The sequence below is a fragment of the Vulcanimicrobium alpinum genome (assembly GCF_027923555.1).
Classification (GTDB): domain Bacteria; phylum Vulcanimicrobiota; class Vulcanimicrobiia; order Vulcanimicrobiales; family Vulcanimicrobiaceae; genus Vulcanimicrobium; species Vulcanimicrobium alpinum.
On sequence record NZ_AP025523.1, the window covers coordinates 1,472,436 to 1,492,676 of the forward strand.

24 protein-coding genes, 2 tRNA genes and 2 pseudogenes are annotated in these 20,241 nt (G+C 69.2%); 17 read left to right on the top strand and 11 right to left on the bottom strand.

Going from position 1 to position 20,241, the window contains the following annotated elements; genetic code table 11:
• Positions 1 to 2: 2 nt before the first annotated feature.
• The 6 genes and pseudogenes from WPS_RS07450 to WPS_RS07465 all read right to left on the bottom strand — a co-directional run bounded on the left by WPS_RS07450 (position 3) and on the right by WPS_RS07465 (position 3,005).
• Entirely contained in the window at positions 3 to 467 is a 465-nt protein-coding gene (locus WPS_RS07450; RefSeq protein WP_317997513.1) for a M13-type metalloendopeptidase, read from the bottom strand.
• Positions 445 to 633 (bottom strand): annotated as a pseudogene (locus tag WPS_RS18135) (M13-type metalloendopeptidase); the annotation flags it as partial. The pseudogene WPS_RS18135 and the gene WPS_RS07450, both read right to left, overlap by 23 nt.
• Positions 630 to 1,091, bottom strand: coding sequence for a hypothetical protein (locus WPS_RS07455; protein ID WP_317997194.1), 462 nt, complete (start codon positions 1,089 to 1,091; stop codon positions 630 to 632). The pseudogene WPS_RS18135 and the gene WPS_RS07455, both read right to left, overlap by 4 nt.
• Positions 1,092 to 1,155: 64 nt before the next feature.
• Entirely contained in the window at positions 1,156 to 1,869 is a 714-nt protein-coding gene (locus tag WPS_RS07460; RefSeq protein WP_317997195.1) for a M13 family metallopeptidase, read from the bottom strand.
• Positions 1,845 to 2,048 (bottom strand): annotated as a pseudogene (locus tag WPS_RS18140) (hypothetical protein); the annotation flags it as partial. The gene WPS_RS07460 and the pseudogene WPS_RS18140, both read right to left, overlap by 25 nt.
• 78 nt (positions 2,049 to 2,126) lie before the next feature.
• Complete coding sequence (locus WPS_RS07465) at positions 2,127 to 3,005, bottom strand: M48 family metallopeptidase (RefSeq protein ID WP_317997196.1); 879 nt, start codon at positions 3,003 to 3,005, stop codon at positions 2,127 to 2,129.
• 258 nt (positions 3,006 to 3,263) lie between these two features.
• Between WPS_RS07465 and WPS_RS07470 the strand changes: the two genes are divergently transcribed.
• The 11 genes from WPS_RS07470 to WPS_RS07520 all read left to right on the top strand — a co-directional run bounded on the left by WPS_RS07470 (position 3,264) and on the right by WPS_RS07520 (position 11,834).
• Positions 3,264 to 3,337, top strand: a tRNA-Gly gene (locus WPS_RS07470).
• Positions 3,338 to 3,345: 8 nt separating this feature from the next.
• Positions 3,346 to 3,419 (top strand) — tRNA-Cys (locus WPS_RS07475).
• 48 nt (positions 3,420 to 3,467) lie between these two features.
• On the top strand, positions 3,468 to 4,787 hold the full coding sequence (locus WPS_RS07480; protein ID WP_317997197.1) for a PP2C family protein-serine/threonine phosphatase: 1,320 nt from the start codon (positions 3,468 to 3,470) through the stop codon (positions 4,785 to 4,787).
• Positions 4,788 to 4,834: 47 nt separating this feature from the next.
• Positions 4,835 to 5,614, top strand: a complete 780-nt coding sequence (gene hisF, locus WPS_RS07485; protein WP_317997198.1) for an imidazole glycerol phosphate synthase subunit HisF — start codon at positions 4,835 to 4,837, stop codon at positions 5,612 to 5,614.
• Positions 5,611 to 6,255 (top strand): bifunctional phosphoribosyl-AMP cyclohydrolase/phosphoribosyl-ATP diphosphatase HisIE, encoded by a 645-nt coding sequence (hisIE, locus tag WPS_RS07490; RefSeq protein ID WP_317997199.1) that lies wholly within the window; start codon positions 5,611 to 5,613, stop codon positions 6,253 to 6,255. Before hisF ends, hisIE begins: the two co-directional genes overlap by 4 nt.
• A gap of 14 nt (positions 6,256 to 6,269) precedes the next feature.
• The gene (gene recG, locus WPS_RS07495) at positions 6,270 to 8,291 is read left to right on the top strand and encodes an ATP-dependent DNA helicase RecG (RefSeq protein WP_317997514.1); all 2,022 of its coding nucleotides are present in this window, start codon (positions 6,270 to 6,272) and stop codon (positions 8,289 to 8,291) included.
• On the top strand, positions 8,288 to 8,986 hold the full coding sequence (locus WPS_RS07500; RefSeq protein ID WP_317997200.1) for an HAD family hydrolase: 699 nt from the start codon (positions 8,288 to 8,290) through the stop codon (positions 8,984 to 8,986). Before recG ends, WPS_RS07500 begins: the two co-directional genes overlap by 4 nt.
• A 5-nt stretch (positions 8,987 to 8,991) precedes the next feature.
• On the top strand, positions 8,992 to 9,555 hold the full coding sequence (rsmD, locus tag WPS_RS07505; RefSeq protein ID WP_317997201.1) for a 16S rRNA (guanine(966)-N(2))-methyltransferase RsmD: 564 nt from the start codon (positions 8,992 to 8,994) through the stop codon (positions 9,553 to 9,555).
• On the top strand, positions 9,552 to 10,061 hold the full coding sequence (gene coaD, locus WPS_RS07510; protein WP_317997202.1) for a pantetheine-phosphate adenylyltransferase: 510 nt from the start codon (positions 9,552 to 9,554) through the stop codon (positions 10,059 to 10,061). The genes rsmD and coaD overlap by 4 nt, the downstream gene beginning before the upstream one ends.
• Positions 10,062 to 10,071: 10 nt before the next feature.
• Positions 10,072 to 10,629: a hypothetical protein gene (locus tag WPS_RS07515; RefSeq protein ID WP_317997203.1), complete on the top strand. Its 558-nt coding sequence runs from the start codon at positions 10,072 to 10,074 to the stop codon at positions 10,627 to 10,629.
• Positions 10,626 to 11,834, top strand: a complete 1,209-nt coding sequence (locus WPS_RS07520) for an MFS transporter (protein WP_317997515.1) — start codon at positions 10,626 to 10,628, stop codon at positions 11,832 to 11,834. The genes WPS_RS07515 and WPS_RS07520 overlap by 4 nt, the downstream gene beginning before the upstream one ends.
• A 21-nt stretch (positions 11,835 to 11,855) precedes the next feature.
• Here WPS_RS07520 and WPS_RS07525 read toward each other — a convergent pair whose 3' ends face one another.
• A complete protein-coding gene (locus WPS_RS07525; protein ID WP_317997204.1) occupies positions 11,856 to 12,803 on the bottom strand; it encodes a DUF2249 domain-containing protein in 948 nt (315 codons plus the stop codon).
• A 55-nt stretch (positions 12,804 to 12,858) separates the two neighbouring features.
• Between WPS_RS07525 and WPS_RS07530 the strand changes: the two genes are divergently transcribed.
• The gene (locus tag WPS_RS07530) at positions 12,859 to 13,392 is read left to right on the top strand and encodes a TlpA family protein disulfide reductase (protein ID WP_317997205.1); all 534 of its coding nucleotides are present in this window, start codon (positions 12,859 to 12,861) and stop codon (positions 13,390 to 13,392) included.
• On the opposite strand, the gene WPS_RS07535 is transcribed toward WPS_RS07530, so the two are convergent.
• Positions 13,389 to 14,189, bottom strand: coding sequence for an enoyl-CoA hydratase/isomerase family protein (locus tag WPS_RS07535; protein ID WP_317997206.1), 801 nt, complete (start codon positions 14,187 to 14,189; stop codon positions 13,389 to 13,391). The two genes, WPS_RS07530 and WPS_RS07535, sit on opposite strands and share 4 nt — an antisense overlap.
• 53 nt (positions 14,190 to 14,242) lie before the next feature.
• On the opposite strand from WPS_RS07535, the gene phoU reads away from it, so the two are divergent.
• From phoU to WPS_RS07550, 3 genes are read left to right on the top strand one after another with little or no spacing between them, the layout of a single operon-like run.
• Positions 14,243 to 14,872 (top strand): phosphate signaling complex protein PhoU, encoded by a 630-nt coding sequence (gene phoU / locus WPS_RS07540; protein WP_317997207.1) that lies wholly within the window; start codon positions 14,243 to 14,245, stop codon positions 14,870 to 14,872.
• Entirely contained in the window at positions 14,869 to 15,300 is a 432-nt protein-coding gene (locus WPS_RS07545) for a stalk domain-containing protein (protein WP_317997208.1), read from the top strand. Before phoU ends, WPS_RS07545 begins: the two co-directional genes overlap by 4 nt.
• Positions 15,297 to 16,412, top strand: coding sequence for an aminotransferase class V-fold PLP-dependent enzyme (locus tag WPS_RS07550; protein WP_317997209.1), 1,116 nt, complete (start codon positions 15,297 to 15,299; stop codon positions 16,410 to 16,412). The genes WPS_RS07545 and WPS_RS07550 overlap by 4 nt, the downstream gene beginning before the upstream one ends.
• 8 nt (positions 16,413 to 16,420) lie before the next feature.
• Here the strand turns inward: WPS_RS07550 and WPS_RS07555 are convergent, their stop codons facing one another.
• From WPS_RS07555 to WPS_RS07565, 3 genes are all read right to left on the bottom strand, one after another.
• Positions 16,421 to 17,110, bottom strand: a complete 690-nt coding sequence (locus WPS_RS07555) for a DUF1345 domain-containing protein (protein ID WP_317997210.1) — start codon at positions 17,108 to 17,110, stop codon at positions 16,421 to 16,423.
• A 47-nt stretch (positions 17,111 to 17,157) separates the two neighbouring features.
• Positions 17,158 to 18,594 (bottom strand): hypothetical protein, encoded by a 1,437-nt coding sequence (locus tag WPS_RS07560; protein ID WP_317997211.1) that lies wholly within the window; start codon positions 18,592 to 18,594, stop codon positions 17,158 to 17,160.
• A gap of 71 nt (positions 18,595 to 18,665) precedes the next feature.
• Entirely contained in the window at positions 18,666 to 19,034 is a 369-nt protein-coding gene (locus WPS_RS07565) for a hypothetical protein (protein ID WP_317997212.1), read from the bottom strand.
• 131 nt (positions 19,035 to 19,165) lie between these two features.
• Here WPS_RS07565 and WPS_RS07570 point away from each other — a divergent pair, with 131 nt between their 5' ends.
• Complete coding sequence (locus WPS_RS07570) at positions 19,166 to 19,981, top strand: Cof-type HAD-IIB family hydrolase (RefSeq protein WP_317997213.1); 816 nt, start codon at positions 19,166 to 19,168, stop codon at positions 19,979 to 19,981.
• The gene (locus WPS_RS07575; RefSeq protein ID WP_317997214.1) at positions 19,981 to 20,238 is read left to right on the top strand and encodes a hypothetical protein; all 258 of its coding nucleotides are present in this window, start codon (positions 19,981 to 19,983) and stop codon (positions 20,236 to 20,238) included. The genes WPS_RS07570 and WPS_RS07575 overlap by 1 nt, the downstream gene beginning before the upstream one ends.
• Positions 20,239 to 20,241: the final 3 nt, after the last annotated feature.

Consider the following 20,241-nt stretch of genomic DNA (forward strand, 5'->3'; position numbering starts at 1 on the left):
CGCTACCAGATCCGGCAGCTGTTCGCGCGCACCATCGCGTCGCCGGCGGCGCACGCGAACGCGGTGCGGAACTCTGGCATGTTGGAGAGCGTGCCGATGACGCGATACGCATCGTCGGGGTGCGGGTCGGTCGCGGCCTGGCGCCGCCGGGCGTCGTCGGTCTCGATCGACCGCCACACCTGCGCGTACGCTAGGAAGAAGCGCTGCGCGGGTGTGAAGCCGTCGATCGTTTTTCCGGCCTGGTACTGCGGCGTCTTCATGAACGCGTTGAATGCGATCGTCGTGCCGCCGAGGTCGGCGATCGCCTCGCCCTGCACCTGTTTGCCGATGATGTGCGTCCCGGGCACCGGCTCGAATGACGAAAACTCGTCGATGATGCACTGCGCGCGCTGCGAGAAGGCGGCGGTGTCGGCGGAAGTCCACCAGTCGCGCAGGTTGCCCTTCGCGTCGCAAGCGCCGTCCCTGATCGTCGAATCCGTGCGTCATCTCGTGACCGATGACGGCGCCGATCGCGCCGTAATTCACCGCATCGTCGGCCGCCGGGTTGAAGAAGACGCCGCCGAGGATCCCGGCCGGAAACACGATCTCGCTGTTGGACGGGTTGTAGGAGGCGTTGACCGTCGAGGGCGTCATCCCCCAGCGCGCGCGGTTCGTCGGCGTGCCGATCTGCGCGAGCTGACGCGCCGCGTCGAAGCGCGCCACGGCGAGCTGGTTCGCCGCATAGGCGCGCGAGCGACGGAGAGCTTCGCGTAATCTTCCCACACGTCCGGATAGCCGATCTTCTTGGTGAACGCGGCCAGCTTCGTCTCGGCTTCGGCCTTGGTCTGCGGCGACATCCAGTCGAGGGTCCGGATATCGTCGGCGAGTGTTGCCTGGAGATTCGCGACGAGGGCCTGCGCACGGACCTTCGCGGCGGCTGGGAAATAGCGCGCGACGTAGACGCGGCCGAGGACGTCGCGCAGCGACTGGTCGGTCGCGACGGTGCAGATCTCCGAGCGCGGGCGGCGCGTCGTGACGCCGAGCAGCACGCCGGCTGCGGAACGCGAAGCGCGTATCGTCGAACGTCTTCGGAAGGTCGGCGGCGTACGCATCGATCACGTGCAGCCGCAAGTTGTTCTTCCACACGCCCAGCGGCGTCATTGCGAGCAGGCGATCCTAGGCGGCGGTGACGTTCGGGAGGGTCACGTTCACGGTGTCGAAACCGGTCGCGCGGAACGACGAGAAGTTCGCATTCCACGGAATGTCGGGTGCGACCGCGGGCAGCTTCGAGAGCGGCGTGGGATGGTAGGTCAGCTGCGGATCGCGGAATTCGGTGCGGTCCGGAATGGCCTTCGCTAACGCGGTCTCGAGCGCGACGACGGCCGCCGCTTCCGACGCCGCGTCGGCATCGCCGAGGTTCGCGAACTGCGCGGCGGCGTACTTGAGGTATTCACCGCGATAGTACGGATACTTGCCGTCGTCGTTGAGGTAGTACTTGCGGTCGCCGAGCAGCAGCCCGCCGACTACGAGCGACGCGATCTGCTTGTTCGAATCGAGCAGATCCGCGCGCGAACTCAAGGTGAGGTTCGTCCCGACGGCGGCCTGCTGCAGGGCCGCCGTCGTCGCGACCAGATCCGGCACGTTGCGGATCGCGGCGATCCGATCGAGCAGCGGCTGGATCGGGGTGAGGCCGGCCGCCTCGATCCCCGCCTGGTCCATGCCGGACGCGTGGAAATCGCGCAGCTTCTGTTCGTCGCTTCCCGCCGGAGCGGCGGCGTTCTTCGCGACCTCGTCGAGGATCGCGGCGAGGTGGGCGCATTCTCGTCGGCCAGCGCGTCGAAGCCGCCGTAACGTGATTTTCCGGGCGGGATCGCGTGCGTCTTGCGCCATCCTCCGGTCGCGAACTGCACGAAGCCGTCGCACGCTCTGCACGTGGTGTCGAGGTTGGCGAGGTCGAGCGCCTTCGCCGGCGGCGTCGGCGCCTGCGCGCGCGCGGCAAGCGTTGTCGTCAACACTGCTGCCAGGGCGGCGGCGCCCGGCGAACGGATCGCGAGTCGAATCGGGTGCACCAGTTCGGAATCTCCGCAAGAAATAATAAAGCCCGGGCGGTGCCGGGCTTTAGCGCGGGCCGGGGTGCAACCCTCCCGTCAGTATTTGTAGCCGGAGCCGGCCGGAAACATCCCCTTGCCCTTGCCGTGCGTCGAATGAAGCGGGCGATACGACGTCGTTTTCGCGCCGGCACCGTTCAGCGGCGTCGCGTACGCCGTGTTCGACGAGAAGCGGCCGAAGGTCGCGGGATCGTCGCGGAACTCTTGCTCGAGCGCGGCGATGCGCGCCTGATCGGAGGGGTGATCGGAGAGGAAGTTCGGCGGTGCGTTGGTGTCGGCGGTCTGAAAGCGTTTGAACAGCCAGACCATCCCCCACGGGTTCGAGCCGGCTTGCGCGCACGTGAGCGCACCCTTCGCGTCGGCCGCGGCCTCCACGTCGCGCGAATAGCGCAGCGACTGCACCGTGAAGCCGATGTTCGCGATCTGACCGATCGTGTTGCTGTAGCGGCCGCCGGTCGCGATGTTCGCGAGGATGTCGCCGATCGTGTAGGCGGTCGCGGCGCGCTGTTGCTTCTGATAGAGGTGCAGGACGTCGTGGTGGATGTCGTGCGACGTCTCGTGGCAGAGTACGCCGGCAAGCTCCTCGCGATTCTGCACGAACTTCATCAGCGAGTCGGTGACGTAGACGTTGCCCCCGGGGACGGCGAAGGCGTTGGGCTGCGTCTCGTGGACCAGGATGAATTGAAAGGGATGGTAGTACTGGGGATCCGCGACGCGTTTGATCTGCTGGGCGATGGGATTGAGAAGTGCGTAATACGGCGAACTGCCGATGAGTTCGCCCTTTTTCTGAAGCGCCTGGTACTCTTGCTGCCCGATCTGCGTCTCGATTTGATCGTCCGACGCGGACTGGGCCGCCGCCGGGACGATCCCCGCCAGCGAGAGCGAAAGGCCGAGCAGCGCGGCCGCAAACCGTTTCATGTCTCTCATAACGTACCCACGGGAAGCCCCGTTAGCGAGTGGCCGGAGCGGCGCTTCCCGGGCCGTTGCCCGGCTGTGCGTTCGCGCACGACCCCCGCTCGGGCAAGAAGGCGCCTTCACGCGGCGTCGTAACTGTTGCTGTTGGTGCCGTTCATCCCGCAAGCGCGCCGTTTCGTCCCGGTCGTCTCAGCCCGCGCAGTCGTCGTCGACGACGAGGAATCGTCTCCGACCGCGCGAACTGCGTCGTTTTGTCCGGCCGCGGGTGTGATGTAATGGTAGCCTGCGACCTTCCCAAGGTTGACGCGCGGGTTCGATTCCCGCCACCCGCTCCAACGCGACCGGCGACGTAGCCAAGTGGTAAGGCAGAGCTCTGCAAAAGCTCCACCCCCAGTTCGATTCTGGGCGTCGCCTCCAATCATTCTGCTCGTCCTGGCGTTCCTCGCGACCGCCATCGCAGGACCGTTGATCGGGCTGCGTCAGCTCGACGCCGCCTCGACCGCGCAGGTGCGGTTGGCGAATTTCCGGGCCGATCTCGATTCGCTGCTGCAGACGCAGCTGGGCGAAGAGACGGCGTTGCGCGGCTACGTCGCGACGCGCGACCCGACGTTCCTCGACACCGACCGGGCCCCCGACGGAGCGTTCGACCGGCTGGCGGTCAGCCTGCGCGACCGTCTGCGCGTCGAGGGACTCGATACGATCGCGGGCGCCGTCGACGACATCCTCACCCTGCACGGTCAATGGGAGCACGAGGTCGCGCTCCCGCTCATGCACGATCCGGGTTCGCGCGACGCGTACGTGCAGCAGTCGCGCGGCAAGGTGCTGACCGATCTGATGAGCAGCGACGCGCGCGCCGTGCGCGCCGCCCTGAGCGTGCAGAGCGACGGCGTCGAGCAGACGCTGAGGCGCCGGATCAACGCGACCGTTGCGATCAGCGCGGGGATCGTCACGCTCTTCGCGATCCTCGCTCTGTGGTATGCGATCGGCCGCGCCACCGTGATGACGAAGCTCGCGCGCGAACAAACGCTCGTCGACGCGCTTCAGCGGACCTTGCGCGTGAGCGGCGTCGGTCTGCCCAGAGCGCAGATGGGGTTTGCGTACGCGTCGGCGACGAGCGAGGCGCTGGTCGGCGGCGACGTCATCGACTCCTGGCGGAGCGGACCGGATCGCGGCTGGTTTCTGATCGCCGATGCCAGCGGCAAGGGGATCGAAGCGGCGCGCCATGCGGCGTTCGTGCAGTACGCGATCCGCGCGCTCGCCGCGGAGGCGGTCGATCCGGCCGACGTCGTCGCCCGGTTCAATCGCCTCTACGTGTCGACGATCGACGACCCGTCGGCGTTCATCGTCCTCTTTCTCGGCGCGTTCGACGGCGGGAACCAGACGCTGCGCTACGCCAGCGCCGGTCACGGCACCGCTTACGTCCGCCGCGGCTCGCTGGTCGAACGGCTGCCGCCGACGGGGCCGATCATCGGGATCGACGCCGAGCAGCAGTATCAGACGGAGACCGTTCCGCTGGCGATCGGGGACATCGTGCTGATCGCCACCGACGGCCTGAGCGAGGCGCGCGACGGGCGCGGGGAACTGCTGGGCGACGACCGCATCGTGACGCTGCTGCGCGACGGCCCGGCCGAGCCGCAGTCGCTCTGCGACGTCCTGATCGCATCGGCGGACGATTTCAGCGGCGGCGCCAAAGACGACATGGCGATCGTCGCGCTGCGCGTGGTGAAGCACGACGTCGCGGCGGTACCGTTCGGTCCGGTAGCGGCCGACGACGAGCCGGCGTAGAGCGCGTTCCAAGAAGGCGACGCCCACGCGGCGAAGGGAGCTGAGTCGTGCTGGCTCGTCGCATCATCCCCTGCCTGGACATCAAAGACGGCCGCGTCGTCAAGGGCGTGCGCTTCGTCGAACTCGCGGATGCCGGCGATCCGGTCGAGCTTGCGCGCCGTTACGAGGAAGAAGGCGCCGACGAACTGGTGTTCCTCGACATCACCGCGACCGTCGAAGGGCGCCGCGCGACGCTCGCCGTCGTCCGTTCCGTCGCCCGCGAACTGACGATCCCCTTCGCCGTCGGCGGCGGGGTGCGCGGCGTCGAGGACGTCAACGACCTGCTGCGCGCAGGCTGCGACAAAGTGAGCATCAACTCCGCCGCCGTGCGCGATCCCGAGCTCGTGCGCCGAGCGTCGCTGCGCTTCGGCGCGCAGTGCATCGTCGTCGCGATCGATGCGCGGCGCTCCGGTGCGGCGGGTTCCGGTTTCGAAGTCGTCGTCGACGGCGGCCGTACGCCGACCGGGCGCGACGCGGTCGCATGGGCGCGTGAACTCGAAGAACGCGGCGCGGGCGAACTGCTGGTCACCTCGATCAACCGGGACGGGACGCGCGACGGCTACGATCTCGCGCTCACGCGCGCGATCCGCGATGCATGCGATCTCCCGCTGATCGCGTCGGGCGGCGCGGGGAAGATCGCCGATTTCACCGCCGTTTTCCGTGATGCCGAGGCCGACGCTGCGCTCGCCGCGTCGCTCTTTCACTACGGGGAGCTCGCGATCCACGATCTCAAAGACGCGCTCGCCGGCGACGGCGTCGTCGTCCGCCGCGATCCGGTCGCCGTATGATCGAGGCGTCGTCGGTGCGCTGGGACGCGGACGGTCTCGTCCCGGTGGTGATCGCCGACGCGACATCGGGCGCGGTGCTCACGCTCGCATACGCCGATGCCGAGGCGCTGGCGCGGACGCAGGCCACCGGATCGACGTGGCTGTGGAGCCGCTCGCGCCGCGAACTCTGGAACAAAGGGGCGACCTCGGGGAACACCCAGCAGGTCGTCTCGATCTCGCTCGACTGCGACGGCGACGCGCTGCTCTATCGCGTCGTCCCGAGCGGGCCGGCGTGCCACACCGGCGCGCTGTCGTGCTTCGCAACCACCGTCGCCCTCGCAGGCGGGGCCGAGGCGCCCGCGGGGAGCGCGTTCGCCGGCGCGATCGGCGCGCTCGCGCGGACGATCGCGCACCGCAAAGCGCACCCGCCCGAGGGTTCGTATACGGCGAAGCTGTTCGCCGGCGGCGTCGACCGCATCGGGAAGAAGATCGGCGAAGAGGCGACCGAGGTCGTGATCGCCGCCAAGAACGACGATCGCGGCGAACTGGTGTGGGAGACGGCGGATTTGCTCTATCACACACTAGTGCTGCTCGCCGAGCGCGGCGTCCCTCTCGATGACGTAGGAGCGGAGCTATCGCGGCGCGCGAACGCCACGCCCTGAGCTCGCTGACGGGTATCGGTCCCGAGACGGCGGCGAAACTCGCCGAACTCGGCGTCGACACGCCCGACGCCCTGCTCGCGCACATCCCGCGCGCCTATCGCGACTGGCGCGAACCGGTCCCGATCGCGCGCCTCGAAGAAGGCGAAGCGATCGTCGTCGGCGAGGTTGCGCGCGTGAAAGAGCGTCAAGGACGCTTTCCGCTCGTCACCGCCGATCTCGCCGACGAGACCGGCGTCGTGCAAGCGAAGTGGTTCGGCCGCCGTCACCTCTTTGGGAAAATCACGCCCGGCGACCGGCTGTTCGTCGCGGGGCGCGTCGCGCGCAGCGGGCTGCTCCCCGAGATCAACGTCGCCTCGCACAAGACCCTGCGCCCGGGCGAACGCTACGAAGGCGAGATCGTTCCGGTCTACGGCGCCACCAAGGAACTGCCGTCGCGCCAGATCCGCACGCTGATCGCAAAGAATCTCGAGCGACTGATCGCGCAGCATCCGGACGCGCTCCCGCCTTCGCTGGTTCGGCGGTTCGACTTTCCGGCGCTCGCGCAGGCCTGGCGCGACGTGCACGCGCCGCGCGACCTGCCGGCCGTCGCGCGGGCGCGCGAACGGATCGTGTTCGACGAGTTCTTCGCGATCGCGCTCGCCGCCGCGCTCAAGCGCGCGCGCCGCGAGAGCGAAGGCGGCGCCCGGGTTCTGGAAACGCCCGGCGGCTTTTGGGACGCGTTCACCGCGCAGCTGCCGTTCGCACCGACCGGAGCGCAGCGCCGCGTGATCGCGCGCATTTGGGCCGACATGGGGCGGACCGCGCCGATGAACCGCCTGCTGCAGGGCGACGTCGGCAGCGGCAAGACGCTCGTTGCGGCGGCTGCGATCGTGCTGGCGCACCGCGGCGGTGCGCAGTCGGCGCTCATGGCGCCCACCGAGATTTTGGCCGCGCAGCACGCGGCGAAGCTTGCGCCGCTGCTGCTTCCGTTCGGAATTGCGGTCGAGGCGGTCTTCGGCTCGATGGGCGCGCGGGATCGCCGGCGTGCCGAGGACCGGATTGCGTCGGGCGAAGCGGCGCTCGCGGTGGGGACGCACGCGCTGCTCACCGAGAGCGTCACCTTCGCCGATCTGGGGCTCGTCGTGATCGACGAGCAGCACCGCTTCGGCGTGCGCCAGCGCGCCGCGCTGCGCGCGAAGAGTTCCGTGCGCGGAATGGGCGGCGCACCGCACACGCTGGCGATGACCGCTACGCCGATTCCGCGCACGCTCGCGCAGACGAAGTTCGCCGACATGGACGTCGCGATCATCGACGAACTGCCTCCCGGGCGCACGCCGATCCGCACCTTCGTCATCCGCGCGAGCCGCACGCGCGACGTCTACGCCTTCGTGCGCAAGAACGTCGAACGCGGGCGCCAAGCGTATGTCGTCGCTCCGGCGATCGACGCCAGCGAGACGGCGCTTACCGGTGCGCTCGCCGAAGCCGAGCGGCTGCGCACGAAGGTCTTCCCCGACCTGCGCGTCGACGTGCTGCACGGGAAGATGCCGGCCCGCGAGAAGGATGCCGCGATGGACCGCTTCACACGGCACGAAACCGACGTCCTCGTCGCGACGACGGTGGTGGAGGTCGGCGTCGACGTCCCCAACGCCTCGGTGATGGTCGTCCTCGACGCCAACCGCTACGGCCTCGCGCAGCTCCACCAATTGCGCGGCCGCGTCGGCCGCGGCGTCGCGGAGTCGTTCTGCATCCTGGTCGCGCCCGACGATGCCGGCGAAGTCGAGCGCCTGCACGTGCTCGAGCAGACGAGCGACGGCTTCGCGATCGCGGAAGCCGATCTCGCCCTGCGGCGCGCCGGCGAACTCGCCGGCACCGCGCAGGCTGGCGACGCGGGGACGATCGGCGACATCGTCGACGATTTCGCGCTCTACATGCAGGCGAAGGACGCCGCCGACGCGATCGTCTCGGCCGATCCCGACCTGCGCGATCCCGAACACGCCGGCCTGCGTGCGCTGGTCGACGCAAACACCATCTCGCGCGCGATGTTGGTGACGGCGTGAGCGTCGCATTCGGCTTCGATTTCGATCACACGCTCGGCGTCGACAACGGGCTGGAACGGACCGGCCTGGTCGAGTACGCCGCCGAGCTCGGCCGTCCGCTCGACGTGCAGCGGGACCCCGAGTGGATCGCGCGCCTCGACGCGCTGCTGACGGAGTTTCGCAACGGAAGGATCGCGCGCGCGGAGATGCTCGCGCGCTTCGCCGCCGCGATCGGCGCGCCGCCGGACGCGCTCGACGGCGAACGCTGGAAGGCGATCTGCATCGCGCTCGTCGACCGTCTGGTGCGCCCGGTCGACGGCGCGCACGACCTGCTCGCGTCGCTGGTGGACCGGGGCATCCCGGTCGCGATCCTCACCAATGGCTGGACGCCGCTGCAGCAGCGCAAGATCGCGCGCGCGCTGCCGGGATTCGACGATGCGCTGCCGATCCTGGTCAGCGACGTCGTCGGCGCCTCGAAGCCCGCTGCTGCGGCGTTCGAAGCGCTCGTCGGTGCGCTCGGCGTGCCGCGCGATGCCGTGTGGTACGTCGGCGACAACCCGCGCACCGACGTCGCCGGTGCGCTCGGTGCGGGTCTGCGCGCGGTGTGGTTCGATTGGGAAGGACATCCGTACCCGGGCGACGTGCCCCCGCCGACGCTGCGCATCGCGGCGTTGCGGGAGCTCGAGGACGCGGCCGAGAACACCATCGCCCCATAACTCGTATGGGAACGCTGACGATCACCGGGGGGACGCTCCGCAGCAGGCGGGTGCCGACGCCTTCGGGCCGCGCGGTGCGACCGACGCCTTCCAAAGTCAAGGAAGCGCTGTTTTCGATCCTCGGCTCGCGACTGCGCGACGCGCGCGTCCTCGATCTGTTCGCCGGCAGCGGCGCGCTCGGATTCGAATCGCTCTCGCGCGGCGCAGCCCACGTGACGTTCGTCGAACGGCACCGGCCGACCGCGGAGGCGCTGCGCGGCGCAGCCCGCGCGCTCGGCGTCGACGATCGCGTCGCCGTGGTCGCCGCCCCGGCCGAACGCGCCGCGCGCGTACTGGACGCGCGGTACGACGTCGTCTTCGCCGACCCGCCATACGTCCAGCCCTATCCGCAGGCCGCGTTCACCGCGCTGCGCGAACGGGACCTGATCGATCCGCACACCACCGTCGTCTACGAGCACTCGTCGCGCACGGGCGCGCCCGACGATCCGCAGATGCAGCTCGAACGCAGCGAGCGCTACGGCGAGGTGGCGCTCGCATTTCTTCGTCCGCGGGCGGCGGAGACGGCTTGAACGGGAATCCGGCAAGCGGTCACTCCGCGATCTACCCCGGCTCGTTCGATCCGCTCACGCGCGGCCACCTCGACGTCATCGAACGCGCGGCCGAAATCTTCGACTGCGTCCTGGTCGCGGTCGTGGTCAACCCGCAGAAGCGCGAGCCGCTCTTCTCGCTCGACGAGCGCGAGGCGATGATTCGCAAGTCGGTCGCGCACCTGCGCAATGTCGAGGTCGATCACTTCCGCGGACTGCTCGCCGATTTCGTGCGCGCGCGCAACGCGACCGTGATCGTGAAGGGCCTGCGCGTCGTCTCCGACTTCGAGAGCGAGATGTCGACGGCGCTGATGAATCGTTCCCTTTCGGGTGTGGATACCGTCTTTCTGCCGAGCGATCCGCGCTGGTCGTTCGTCAGTTCGACGCTGGTCAAGGAAGTCTACAATCTCGGGGCCGACGTGAGGGAATACGTTCCGCCGTCCGTGCTCGAGGTGATGCTCTCGAAACGCCCTGCTCCCCGTTCGTAGGAGATCAAGCATGTCCGTGTATCGCGTGATCGACAAGCTCGAAGCGTCCGTCAAAGCCGGCACCGTGCTGCCCTTGGGCTACCGGATCGTCAGCGAAGAACGCATCCTCGAACTCATCGAGAAACTGCGCGCCTCGCTCCCCGAGGAGGTCGGCCGCGCGCGAACGATCGCGAAGAACGGCGACCGGCTCGTGCGCGAAGCGCAGGAGAAGGCGCAGGCGATCGTGGTCGAAGCGTCGGCCGCGCAGTCGCAGCTCCTCGACGATCACGAGCTCGTGCAGCGCGCCCGCGCGACCGCCGAGATCGTGCTGCGCGAAGCCGAACAGAAAGCCGCGCGGGTGCGTGAAGGCGCCGATGCCTACGCCGCGGCCGTGCTCACCGATCTCGACGTGCGGTTGAGCGGCGCACTCGGTTCCGTGAAGAAGGGGATCGACGCGCTCGCCGCCGCCAAGGCCGGGCCGGCGCAGCCGCCCGCACAAGCGACGCTCGCCGACGCGGCGGCGAAATCGAAACGGGCGGCCTTCGACGCCCAGCAGCACTCCGAGACGGCGCAGCTCGAATCGGTCTGAGTCCGGGCTGGCCGCGCTACCTCGCCGCGTTCGCGGCGCTCGGCGTGGCCGAACAGATTCAAAGCGTCGCGATCGCCTGGCAGATCTATCAGGTCGCGCACCGCCCCTTCGATTTGGGGCTCGCGGGCCTGGTGGTGTTCGTCCCGACCCTGCTGCTCGCGCCGGCGGCGGGCGTCGCCGGCGACCGCTTCGACCGCCGCGCGATCGTCGCGGCCGCGGCGCTGGTCGAGGTTGCGATCTCGCTTGCGTTGATCCCACTCGCCGGCGGCCACACGAACGCCGTGCTGGCCGCCGATCTCGGGATCCTCACGCTCGCCGGGATCGCGCGCGCGTTCGCGTTTCCGGCGCAGAGCGCGCTTGTGCCGTCGATCGTCCCGCCGGAACTCTACCTGTGCGCGAGCGCGGCGAGTTCGGCGCTGTTCTCGCTGGTGCGCATCGGCGGCCCCGCGCTCGGCGGCGCACTCGTCGCCGCCGGCGCGGCGATCGCGTACGGCACCGTTGCGGTGCTGGCGCTGCTGGTCGCGGCGGCGATCGCGACGATCCCGCTGCTGAAGCGGCCCGCGCGCAACGATCTCCCGACGCTGCGCGACGCGCTCGAGGGATTTCGCTTCCTGCGTGCGCGGCCGGTGATCGGCGGCGCGATAACGCTCGATCTGTTCGCGGTGTTTTTCGGGGGAGCGACGGCACTGCTGCCGGTCTATGCGGCGAGCATTCTGCGCGTCGGACCGTTCGGCTACGGCGTGCTGCGCTCCGCGGTCTCGGTCGGCGGGACGATCTGCGCGGCGCTGCTCGCGCGGCGGCCGATCGCGCGGCACGTCGGGCCGCGGCTCTTGTGGAGCGTCGCGATCTTCGGCGGCGCGACGGTGCTGTTCGGCGTCTCGCGCTCGCTGTGGCTCTCGGCGCTCGCGCTGGCGATCCTGGGGGCATCCGATATGGTCAGCATGCGCATCCGCGATGCGCTCGTCGCGCTCGGCACGCCGGACGAACTGCGCGGACGCGTCACCGCGATCGAAGGCGTCTTCATCGTCGCGAGCAACGAACTCGGCGAGTTCGAATCCGGCACGCTCGCCGCGTTCGCCGGACCGGTCGCCGCCGTCATCGCGGGCGGCATCGCAACGATCGTAGTCGTCGTGCTGTGGACGCGCCTCTTCCCGCAACTCGCCCGCGCCGACGAGATCTCACCCCCGTCGACTGAGACGGCGTGACGAGGGATTCAGCGACGCAGGTTACACCGGCGGGGCTTGGACGCCGTGCGCGAACGCTTCGAGGCGCGCACGGTCGATCGAGCGGACGCGGCCGCGATCGAGTTCCACCGCCGCGGCATTTTTCAGGCGGATTAAGGCGCGCGCCGCCATGTCGCGCACGGTGCCGGCGGCCGCGGCGATCTGGGCTTGCGAGAGGTTTTCCACGCCGGGCAGACCGGGCGCCATCCCGACCGTCGCGGGCGCGTACGACATCAGGAACTTCGCGACGCGCTGCAGGACGTGCGCGAACGCCAGATCGGCGATCGTGTCGATCGAGCGGCGCCGCGCCTGCGACGATGCGGCGAGAAATCCGAGCGCGAGCTCGCTGTCGTTGCGGACGGCATGCAGGATCGCTTCGGTGGGCACCAGCACCAAGGTGCAGTCCGTCAGCGCCTCGGCGCGCGTCGTCGCGCCGCCGCCGTCGAACGTCCCCGACTCGTTGAGCGGATCTTGGGTCAGCCGTTCGCCGAGCGCGTGCGTCTTGCCGTCGGGCGAGAGCAGCGTGTACACGACCTTGCCGCCCCGCACGAAGCCGAGATACGGCCACATCTCGCCTTCATCGAAGATCGTCTCGCCGGTGCGGTACGCGCGTTCCGTCGCGACGGCGGCGAGTTCGTTGATCGTCGACTGCTTCGCGTTGGCGAAGGGCGGGCAATGGGTGAGAAACGTCGCGGTGTCGGCGCGCTCGTCGACGCGCTCGAGCCGGATCGTCCAGCGTCCGCTCCCGAGGTTGCGCGCGTCCCACGCGAAGTGGCCCGGCCGGTACTGCTGGAACTCGTTGCGCAGCGAGCGGGGATCGCTCTCTTCGAGCAGCTCAAGGATCCCTCCGACCGGGAGCTTGTCGAACGTGTCGAAGATGCGCGCGCTGCGGTTGTGCGCGGGCAAGGTGCGAGCGTCGATCGTCACGGAGGCCGCGCGGACGGTGGGCATCGGTTGCTGGGATGCTCCGAAGGTAGCGCTTTCCCTGCGAGGCGAAGCCTAGAGGGTGCCGGCTTTCACGCGCCGCTGGGGAGCGCGCGCACTCGACGTCGCGGCCGTCTTGGTGCTCGCGTACGCGGCCGCCCGATTCTTCGTCTTCCCGCGCCTCCACCATGCCCCGGCCGCGGCGCCGCCGGTCTCGCTGGCGACGCTGGCCGGTCCGCGATTCGACCTCGACCGCACGCGCGGGAAGCTCGTGTTCCTGGAGTTCTTCGCGACGTGGTGCCAGCCGTGCCGGGCATCGATCCCGCTGGTGCAGCGATTCAAGCGCGATCACCCCGCCGTGGTCGTCGAATCCGTCGACGTCGGCGAGCCCGATGCGCTGGCGCGCGGTTTCGCCCGGACCTTCGCGATGCGCGACGTCGCGCTGGACCCCGATGAGACCGTCGCGCACGCCTTCGCCGTCGACGGGTTTCCGACGCTGGTCGCCGTCGATCCGCACGGCACGATCGTCGCGCGCTGGATCGGCGAGAACCCGAACATCGAGCAGGCGATGACCGACGCGGTCGCGCGTTACGCCGGCCGCGTCGGGCTGCGCTAACGCCCGCGAAACGCGGGCTTGCGTTTGTCGAGAAACGCGCGCGAACCCTCGCGAAAATCTTCGGTGCTCACCGCGTAGCCGAAACGCAGCGCTTCGAGCGCGAGCCCGTCGGCGAGCGTCAGCGCCGCGCCGTCGACGATCGCGCGCTTCGTCGCGGTGATCGCGAGCGGCGCCTTCGCGGCGATGAGCTCGGCGATGCGGCGGGCTTCGCCGAGCAGCGCGTCGGCGGGGAGGACCCTCTGCACCAGACCGATGCGGAGCGCTTCCTGGGCGTCGATCATCTCGCCCGTCAAGCACAGGTACATCGCCCACCCTTCGCCCAGGAGCCGGGTCGTGCGCTGCGTCCCGCCGTAGCCGGGGACGATCCCGAGGTTCACCTCGGGCTGGCCGAACTTCGCGTTCTCCGAGGCGATGCGGATATCGCAGGCCATCGCCATCTCGCAGCCGCCGCCCAGCGCGAAACCGTTGACGGCGGCGATCACGGGGACGCGCAGCCGCTCGATCGCGACGGTCAGCGCCTGGCCGCGCCGCGCCTGCTCCTCGCCCGCCCGCGCGTCGGGAAGCGCGTTCAGTTCCGCGATGTCGGCGCCGGCTGCGAACGCCTTGGGACCCGCACCGGTGAGGATCACCGCGCGCAAGGCGTCGTCGGCGTCCAGGGTCGCGAGCGCCTGGCCGAGCTCATCGAGCATCGCAAGGTTAAGGGCGTTTAAGACGTTCGGTCGGTTGAGAGTGATCGTCGCGATCGGACCGTCTCGCTCGACGGTGATCGTCTGCAGCACCATCGCCATCATCGACATGCGCTACGTCGGGGTTTCGGTGACGCCCTTCCCTCTGCTATGGTGGATGAGACATGCGTGCCGCTTACCACGAGGCTCTCGAGAACTCGCGCCTCGACGTCGTCCGCCTCGGTGCCCTCGTCTCCGACGCGATCCGCACCGCGACGCAGGCGCTCGAGCGGCGCGACGTCGTGCTGGCCGGCCGCGTCGTCGCCGGCGACGACGAAGTCGACGAGATGCGGCGCCGGGTCGAGGCGACCTGCATCGAGATGATCTGGAAGCAGCAGCCGGTAGCGGGCGAACTGCGTTCGATCGCGGGGATGCTGCAGATCGTCACCGACCTCGAACGGATCGGCGACTACGCGGTCGACATCGCGAAGAACGCGATCAAGCTCGCCGACGTCGCGGTCCGGCCTGCGAGCGTCGAGATCGGCCGGATCGCCAGCGTCGCGTACGAGATGCTCGTCGACGTGATGCGCGCCTATCGCGAGGGCGACGAGAAGCTGGCCGACGCTGTGATCGAGCGGGACGATACCGTCGACGAACTCTACCACTCGAGCCTCTCGGCCCTCCAGACGGAGATGCAGCAAGATCCGGGTACGGTACCGGCAGGCACCCTCTTGCTCTTCGTCGTTTCGATCATCGAACGGGTCGGCGACCGGGCGCAAAACATCGCCTGGCACACAAAGGATATCTACGCATGATGCGATTGCTCGCCGGCCTGCTCCTCGCTCTCGCGATCGCCGCCCCGGCCCTCGCGGCCGACGGGCCGGTGCGGCTCACCCTCGACGGCCGCCCGATCGACCGCCAGGGTGGGAGCGCGGTCACGCACGGCGGCGTCGTCTACGGCGATCTCCTCGATCTGGTGAAGTCGTTCGACGGCCTGCTGACCTATCACGGGCCCTCCGTCGAGGTGACGCTCAACGGCAAGACCGTTCGCTTCACGCGCGGCAGCCGGACGGCGCAGCTCGGCGAAGAGGCGGTGACGATGCGCGGGGCGCCGTTTCTGCGTCAGGGCGAGATGTTCGTCCCGCTCGATTTCTTCGTGACGAAGGTCGCCGGCGCGAAATTGCGCGTGAACCCGGCGCGCACGCGCGCGAACATCTACGTGAACGCCAACCCGTTGTCGTGATCCCGCGCGGGGCGTTCGCGCTCGCTCCGGGACTCGTCTACCTCAACCACGCCGCGGTCGGTATTTTGCCGGTCGCCACGCGCGACGCGCTGCACGCGATGATCGACGATCACGCGGCGCGCGGCGTGCTTGGCACGTGGCCGCGCGAGCAGGCCGTTCCGTCGTATCGCCGCCGCATCGCCGAGTTCATCGGCGGCCGCGGCGACGAGATCGCCCTGCTGCGCAACACCGGCGACGGCGCGACGATCCTCGCGCAAGGCCTCGACCTCGCACCGGGCGACGAGGTGATCACCGGCGCAAACGAGTTCGGCTCGAACGCGTATCCCTGGCTGGCGCTGCGCGAGCGCGGCGTGCGGGTCACGCTGCTCGACGCACCGCGCGAGCGGATGACGCCCGACGTGCTGCGACGCGCGCTCGGCCCGCGTACCAAAGCGGTCGCCGTCTCGTGGGTGACGTTCGACGACGGCTACCGCCACGATCTCGCCGCCCTCGCCGAGGTCGCGCACGCGGGCGGCGCACTGTTCTTCGTCGACGCGATCCAGGGACTCGGCGCATTTCCGCTCGACGTGAACGCGACCGGCGTCGACGCGGTGTACGCGGGCGGCGCCAAATGGCTGATGGCGCTGCAGGGCGTCAGCGTGCTGTGGCTGCGCGGCGCGCTGCTTGACCGCATCGCGCTGCGGCTGCCGGGCTGGCGTTCCGTCGCCGATATGTGGAACTTTTTCGACTACGCCCAGCCGCCGGCGCCCGGCGCTTCGCGCTACGAAGGGGGCACGCCGAACTTCCTCGGCGCGCTCTCGCTCGCGACGTCGATCGACGTGCTCGCCGGCGCCGGAATCGCGTCGATTGCCGAGCACGTCGTCGCGCTGACCGACCGGCTCGCCGACGGCGTGCGACGTCGCGGTTACACGGTGATCGGCGACCGTTCGCGCGAGGCGGTGAAATCAGCGATCGTGACGTTCCGCCGGGACGGCGAGGACGCGGTCGCGCTCGGACGGCGGCTCGCCGCCGCCGGAATCTGCGTCACCTCGCGTCCGGGCGGAATTCGCGCGGCGCCGCACGGCCACAACACGGCGAGCGACATCGACGCGCTGCTCGACGCGCTGACGTAAACGCCGCGTCAGCGGCCGCTCCCCGAATCCGCCGGTCCGCCCGCGAAGATCCCGGCGAACAGGTTGATCACCATCCCGACGATGATCGAGTTGTACGCGAACGAGATCACCGAGTGCACGATCACCTCGCGGCGCACGCGCGTCTCCGTGACCTGCGGGTCGGAGACGGCGAACGACGTGCCGAGCGTGAACGCAAAGTACGCGAAATCGTAATCGTTCGGCCGCGTCGTGCCGGGGAAGTTGATCCCGCCGCATTCGGTGCCGTCGCCGTCGTCGTCGAACCAGTAAAGGTGCGCGTAGCGGAACGTGTAGACGGTGTGCACCAGGAACCAACCCAGCGCGATCGCGAGGATCCCGAGAATGTACGCTTCCCATTTTTCGGTCTGGTTTTGCACGTGCGGTCCGTGGCCGATGATCGCGATCGCCGAGACGAGTCCGAGAACCACCGACGCCAGGACGATCAGCAGGATGACGTTGTGGCCGGGGTCGTCGTTCGCCGCGCGCAGCCGCGTCAGTTCGGCGTCCATGTGCAGGCTGCGCAGCCAGAAGAAGGCGAGCAGCACGGTCGCGGCCGCGTCGTACGCGGCGACGACGCGGGTCGCACCGTGCAGCCAGGTCGGCACCAGGAAGTAGACCGCCGCGCCGACCAGCCCGGCCGCCGTGAAGCTCTGCAGGCGGCGGCGATTGCGCATCCTCATCGCATGCTCGGCTCGTTCATCGCGCGCCGCGCGCTCGTCGATCATCGCTAGAAGCCGTCGTCCGCGACGCGGCACGGAGCCATGATCGCGTCGCTCATCCCATGGATCACGCGCTTGTCGGCCGGCGCGACGGTCGCGAGGATTCCGCCGAGCTTCGTCTCGTCGCCGACGACGAAGTAATACGGGCAGAGCCGGACGCGTCCGTCCATCTCTTTGATCTCGTTCGAGGAGGCCGCGAGATACGGGACGCGGACGCGGCGTCCTTTGTGAAAACGCTGCAGGATGTACGGCGTCTTCTCGAACGACGCGGCGGCGTCGTGCAGCGCTTCGCGCCAGCCGTGTTTGGTGAGGTCGTTCGCGACCTTCACGCCGCGCGAGCCCCACGCCAGTTCGCTGTACCCGGACGGCTTGAGCACGTAGTCGCGCTCGCTCTTGCCGAGTTCTTCCAATTGCGACCAGTCGTGGACCGGCACGCCCGACGCCGTGAGATCGATGACCGCCGCCTGCGGCGGCAGCGGACGCGCGTCGACGATCCAGGTGCGCGGAAAGATCCCCAGCAGGCGTTCGTCGACGTGCGCGCCGAGTTCGGCGCGCCAGTACGCGCGCAGCAGCGGGTGATGGAACAGCGCGAAGGAGAGCTTCTCTTCGAGGTGCGCTTTCGGCGGCGGCGTCAGCTTCACGCGGTTGTGCCGCGCGGCGTAGAGCATCAGCTCCTGTTTGGGGACGTTGAGCAGATCGAAGAGCTCGAAGTTGCGGTAGAGGACGTCGATCTTCGTCTCGCGGCCGTCGTCGCGCCGCACGAACAGCGCGTCCTCGGTGAACGCGATCTCCTGCGGCGTCACGACGAACACGTCGGCGAGCTCGAGTTCGTCGATGCGTCGCGCGAGCCAGCGCAGTTCGTTGCGGTAGTCACCCGACTCGTCGCTGACGACGACCGCGACGGCCGGCTTTTCGACGCCGGCGATCGAGGCGGCCATCTCGGCGAACCGCTGCGCGATCCCGTCGGCGCCGCCGGCGCTCTCGATCCCGATCGCGCAGTACGTGTGCGCCATCGCGCCGACGAAGCCCATCCCGCCCGGGACGCTGTCGAGTTCGCTGGCGATGTAGCCGTCTTCGGTGAGAATCAGGTCGGGCCGGATCACCCGCGGAACGTCCTGCTTGAAGCGGTTCTGCCGCGCGAGCTTGACGATCTGCTCGGGCTTGCCGCGGTCGAGTTCCTCGGCGATAAAGGCCGGCGCCGAGCCGCGCGCGCTGCGCAGATAGAGCGCGTTGAGCGCGCGATAGAAGGCGAGGAGGTCGTTACCGAGCGTCTCGATCGCCGCTACCGTCTTGGGCGCGAGCGGGAACGGCTCGGGGGTGATGCGCCACGGAACCCCGTCGGCGGCGCCGTCGGCGATCCGGAAGAGGCCGGGCGGAAGATTCTGGCTGACGTAACGACCGCGTCCCGCAGCATCCAGCTCCGGGACGACGCTGGTACAGGCCATCAGCCGCGTCGACACCTCATGTCTGTGCCCAGGAACCGGGCGGCGCGTGCACGGTTGCGCCGCCGCCTTGCTTATTTGAGCGGGACGGCTCCCGGAAGCAGCAGGGCGTGCTCGATCGCGACGCCGCCGTCGCGATAGGCCAGCGTCAGATGCAGCGTGTACTGCAGGCCCAGCGGGGCCAGCGCGACGTCGTCGACGGCGCGGGAGGCCGCCGCGCCGGGCAGGATCTCGATCGCGGCGGCGTGGCTGAACGAGGCCGAGGCGCCCTTGAAGCTCTCGCTGATCGCGACGCTCTTCCCTTCAGGCGCGGCGGCGCAGACGGTCACGGCGACGGGCTGGCCGCCGACCGGAAACGTCTCGTGGGAGCACTTTCCGCCCTGAGCGAGGGCCGGAGCGATGCTCGCGGCGACGAGGGCCGCGACCGCGACGAAGGTGCGCATATGCCCCGTCAACGTAACCGCACGGGTCGGCGTTGCGTTTTTCTCAGCCGATGCTTAGGGTATGCTGTTGTGCTCGGAGGCCGCCCGCGGAGTCGGACCTGCTCCGCGCCGCGTTGCCGGATTGTAAAAGGATGCCCACACCAATCGATCTCATCGCCCTCGACCTCGACGGAACGCTGCTCTCTCCCGACGAGTCGGTCAGCCCGCGCAATCGCGCCGCGATCCGCGCCGCGCTGGCCGCCGGGATCCGGGTCGTTCTGGTCACCGGACGCGGCGTCGACACCCCGATCGCGATCTCGAAGGATCTCGGTCTCAACCTGCCCGTCATCTGCTGCCACGGCGCGTTGACGAAGGACTTCGGCGCGAACCGCAGGCTGGTGCACATCCCCGTCCCGCTCGAACACGCCAAGGCGATGATCGAGTACGCCGAGAGCGAGCGGCTGGCGATCGCGGTATACGTCGAGGAGATGTTCTACCGGCTCGCGCACGCGCCGATCTACATGGACGACATGCGGGGTCCGAACTGGCGCGTCGCCGACTCGTTCCGCGAGATTCTGACCGAGGCGCCGACCTTCATCCGCTTTCTCGGCGACGAGGCGGTACGCCGGATGCTCGAACGCTTCGGCGATCTGCCGCTGAACTTCCGCAACGAGTCGTGGTTCGATTTTCACGAGGTCGCCGTGCTCAACCGCGAGGCGAGCAAGAAAACCGCCTTGGCACGGCTGTGCGCCGACTTCCAGATCTCGGCCGAGAGCGTGATGGCGATCGGCGACTCGCGCAACGACGTTCCGATGATGCGGTGGGCGAAGATCGGCGTCGCGATGGGCAACGCGCTCCCCGAAGTGCGCGAGGCGGTTCCGCACGTGACGGCGGCCAACGATCGCGACGGCGTTGCGCTGGCGATCGAGCGGTTTGCGCTAGGATCGGCGAAGAAGAAGTCCGCCTGATGCAGCCCGCCGCACCCAGCCCCGAATACGACTCCGAATTGCGCACGGTCCTTGCCTCGCGCGATTGGGAAGCGCTGCGCGAGTTCACCCGCAAGCACAACCAAATCCCCGACGACGTCTACGCGCAGGACCGCCACTTCTGGGACGTGCTGCTGCACAAGCTGACCTGCAGCCGGATCGATTTGCTCGGCCTGCACGACGAGTCGCGCGCATGGCTGGCGGCGCGCGACTACACGACCGATCTCGGCGGGACGTGACCG

Bases quoted from the DNA above. Each gene is read 5' to 3' on its own strand.
- WPS_RS07555 (WP_317997210.1), bottom strand. From the start codon at position 17,110: ATGAGGATGCGCAATCGCCGCCGCCTGCAGAGCTTCACGGCGGCCGGG.
- rsmD (WP_317997201.1), top strand. From the start codon at position 8,992: ATGGGAACGCTGACGATCACCGGGGGGACGCTCCGCAGCAGGCGGGTG.
- WPS_RS07570 (WP_317997213.1), top strand. From the start codon at position 19,166: ATGCCCACACCAATCGATCTCATCGCCCTCGACCTCGACGGAACGCTG.
- WPS_RS07460 (WP_317997195.1), bottom strand. From the start codon at position 1,869: ATGGCGCAAGACGCACGCGATCCCGCCCGGAAAATCACGTTACGGCGG.
- WPS_RS07515 (WP_317997203.1), top strand. From the start codon at position 10,072: ATGTCCGTGTATCGCGTGATCGACAAGCTCGAAGCGTCCGTCAAAGCC.
- WPS_RS07455 (WP_317997194.1), bottom strand. From the start codon at position 1,091: ATGCGTACGCCGCCGACCTTCCGAAGACGTTCGACGATACGCGCTTCG.
- hisIE (WP_317997199.1), top strand. From the start codon at position 5,611: ATGATCGAGGCGTCGTCGGTGCGCTGGGACGCGGACGGTCTCGTCCCG.
- WPS_RS07560 (WP_317997211.1), bottom strand. From the start codon at position 18,594: ATGGCCTGTACCAGCGTCGTCCCGGAGCTGGATGCTGCGGGACGCGGT.
- WPS_RS07565 (WP_317997212.1), bottom strand. From the start codon at position 19,034: ATGCGCACCTTCGTCGCGGTCGCGGCCCTCGTCGCCGCGAGCATCGCT.
- WPS_RS07465 (WP_317997196.1), bottom strand. From the start codon at position 3,005: ATGAAACGGTTTGCGGCCGCGCTGCTCGGCCTTTCGCTCTCGCTGGCG.
- WPS_RS07535 (WP_317997206.1), bottom strand. From the start codon at position 14,189: ATGTCGATGATGGCGATGGTGCTGCAGACGATCACCGTCGAGCGAGAC.
- WPS_RS07545 (WP_317997208.1), top strand. From the start codon at position 14,869: ATGATGCGATTGCTCGCCGGCCTGCTCCTCGCTCTCGCGATCGCCGCC.
- WPS_RS07525 (WP_317997204.1), bottom strand. From the start codon at position 12,803: ATGCCCACCGTCCGCGCGGCCTCCGTGACGATCGACGCTCGCACCTTG.
- WPS_RS07575 (WP_317997214.1), top strand. From the start codon at position 19,981: ATGCAGCCCGCCGCACCCAGCCCCGAATACGACTCCGAATTGCGCACG.
- phoU (WP_317997207.1), top strand. From the start codon at position 14,243: ATGCGTGCCGCTTACCACGAGGCTCTCGAGAACTCGCGCCTCGACGTC.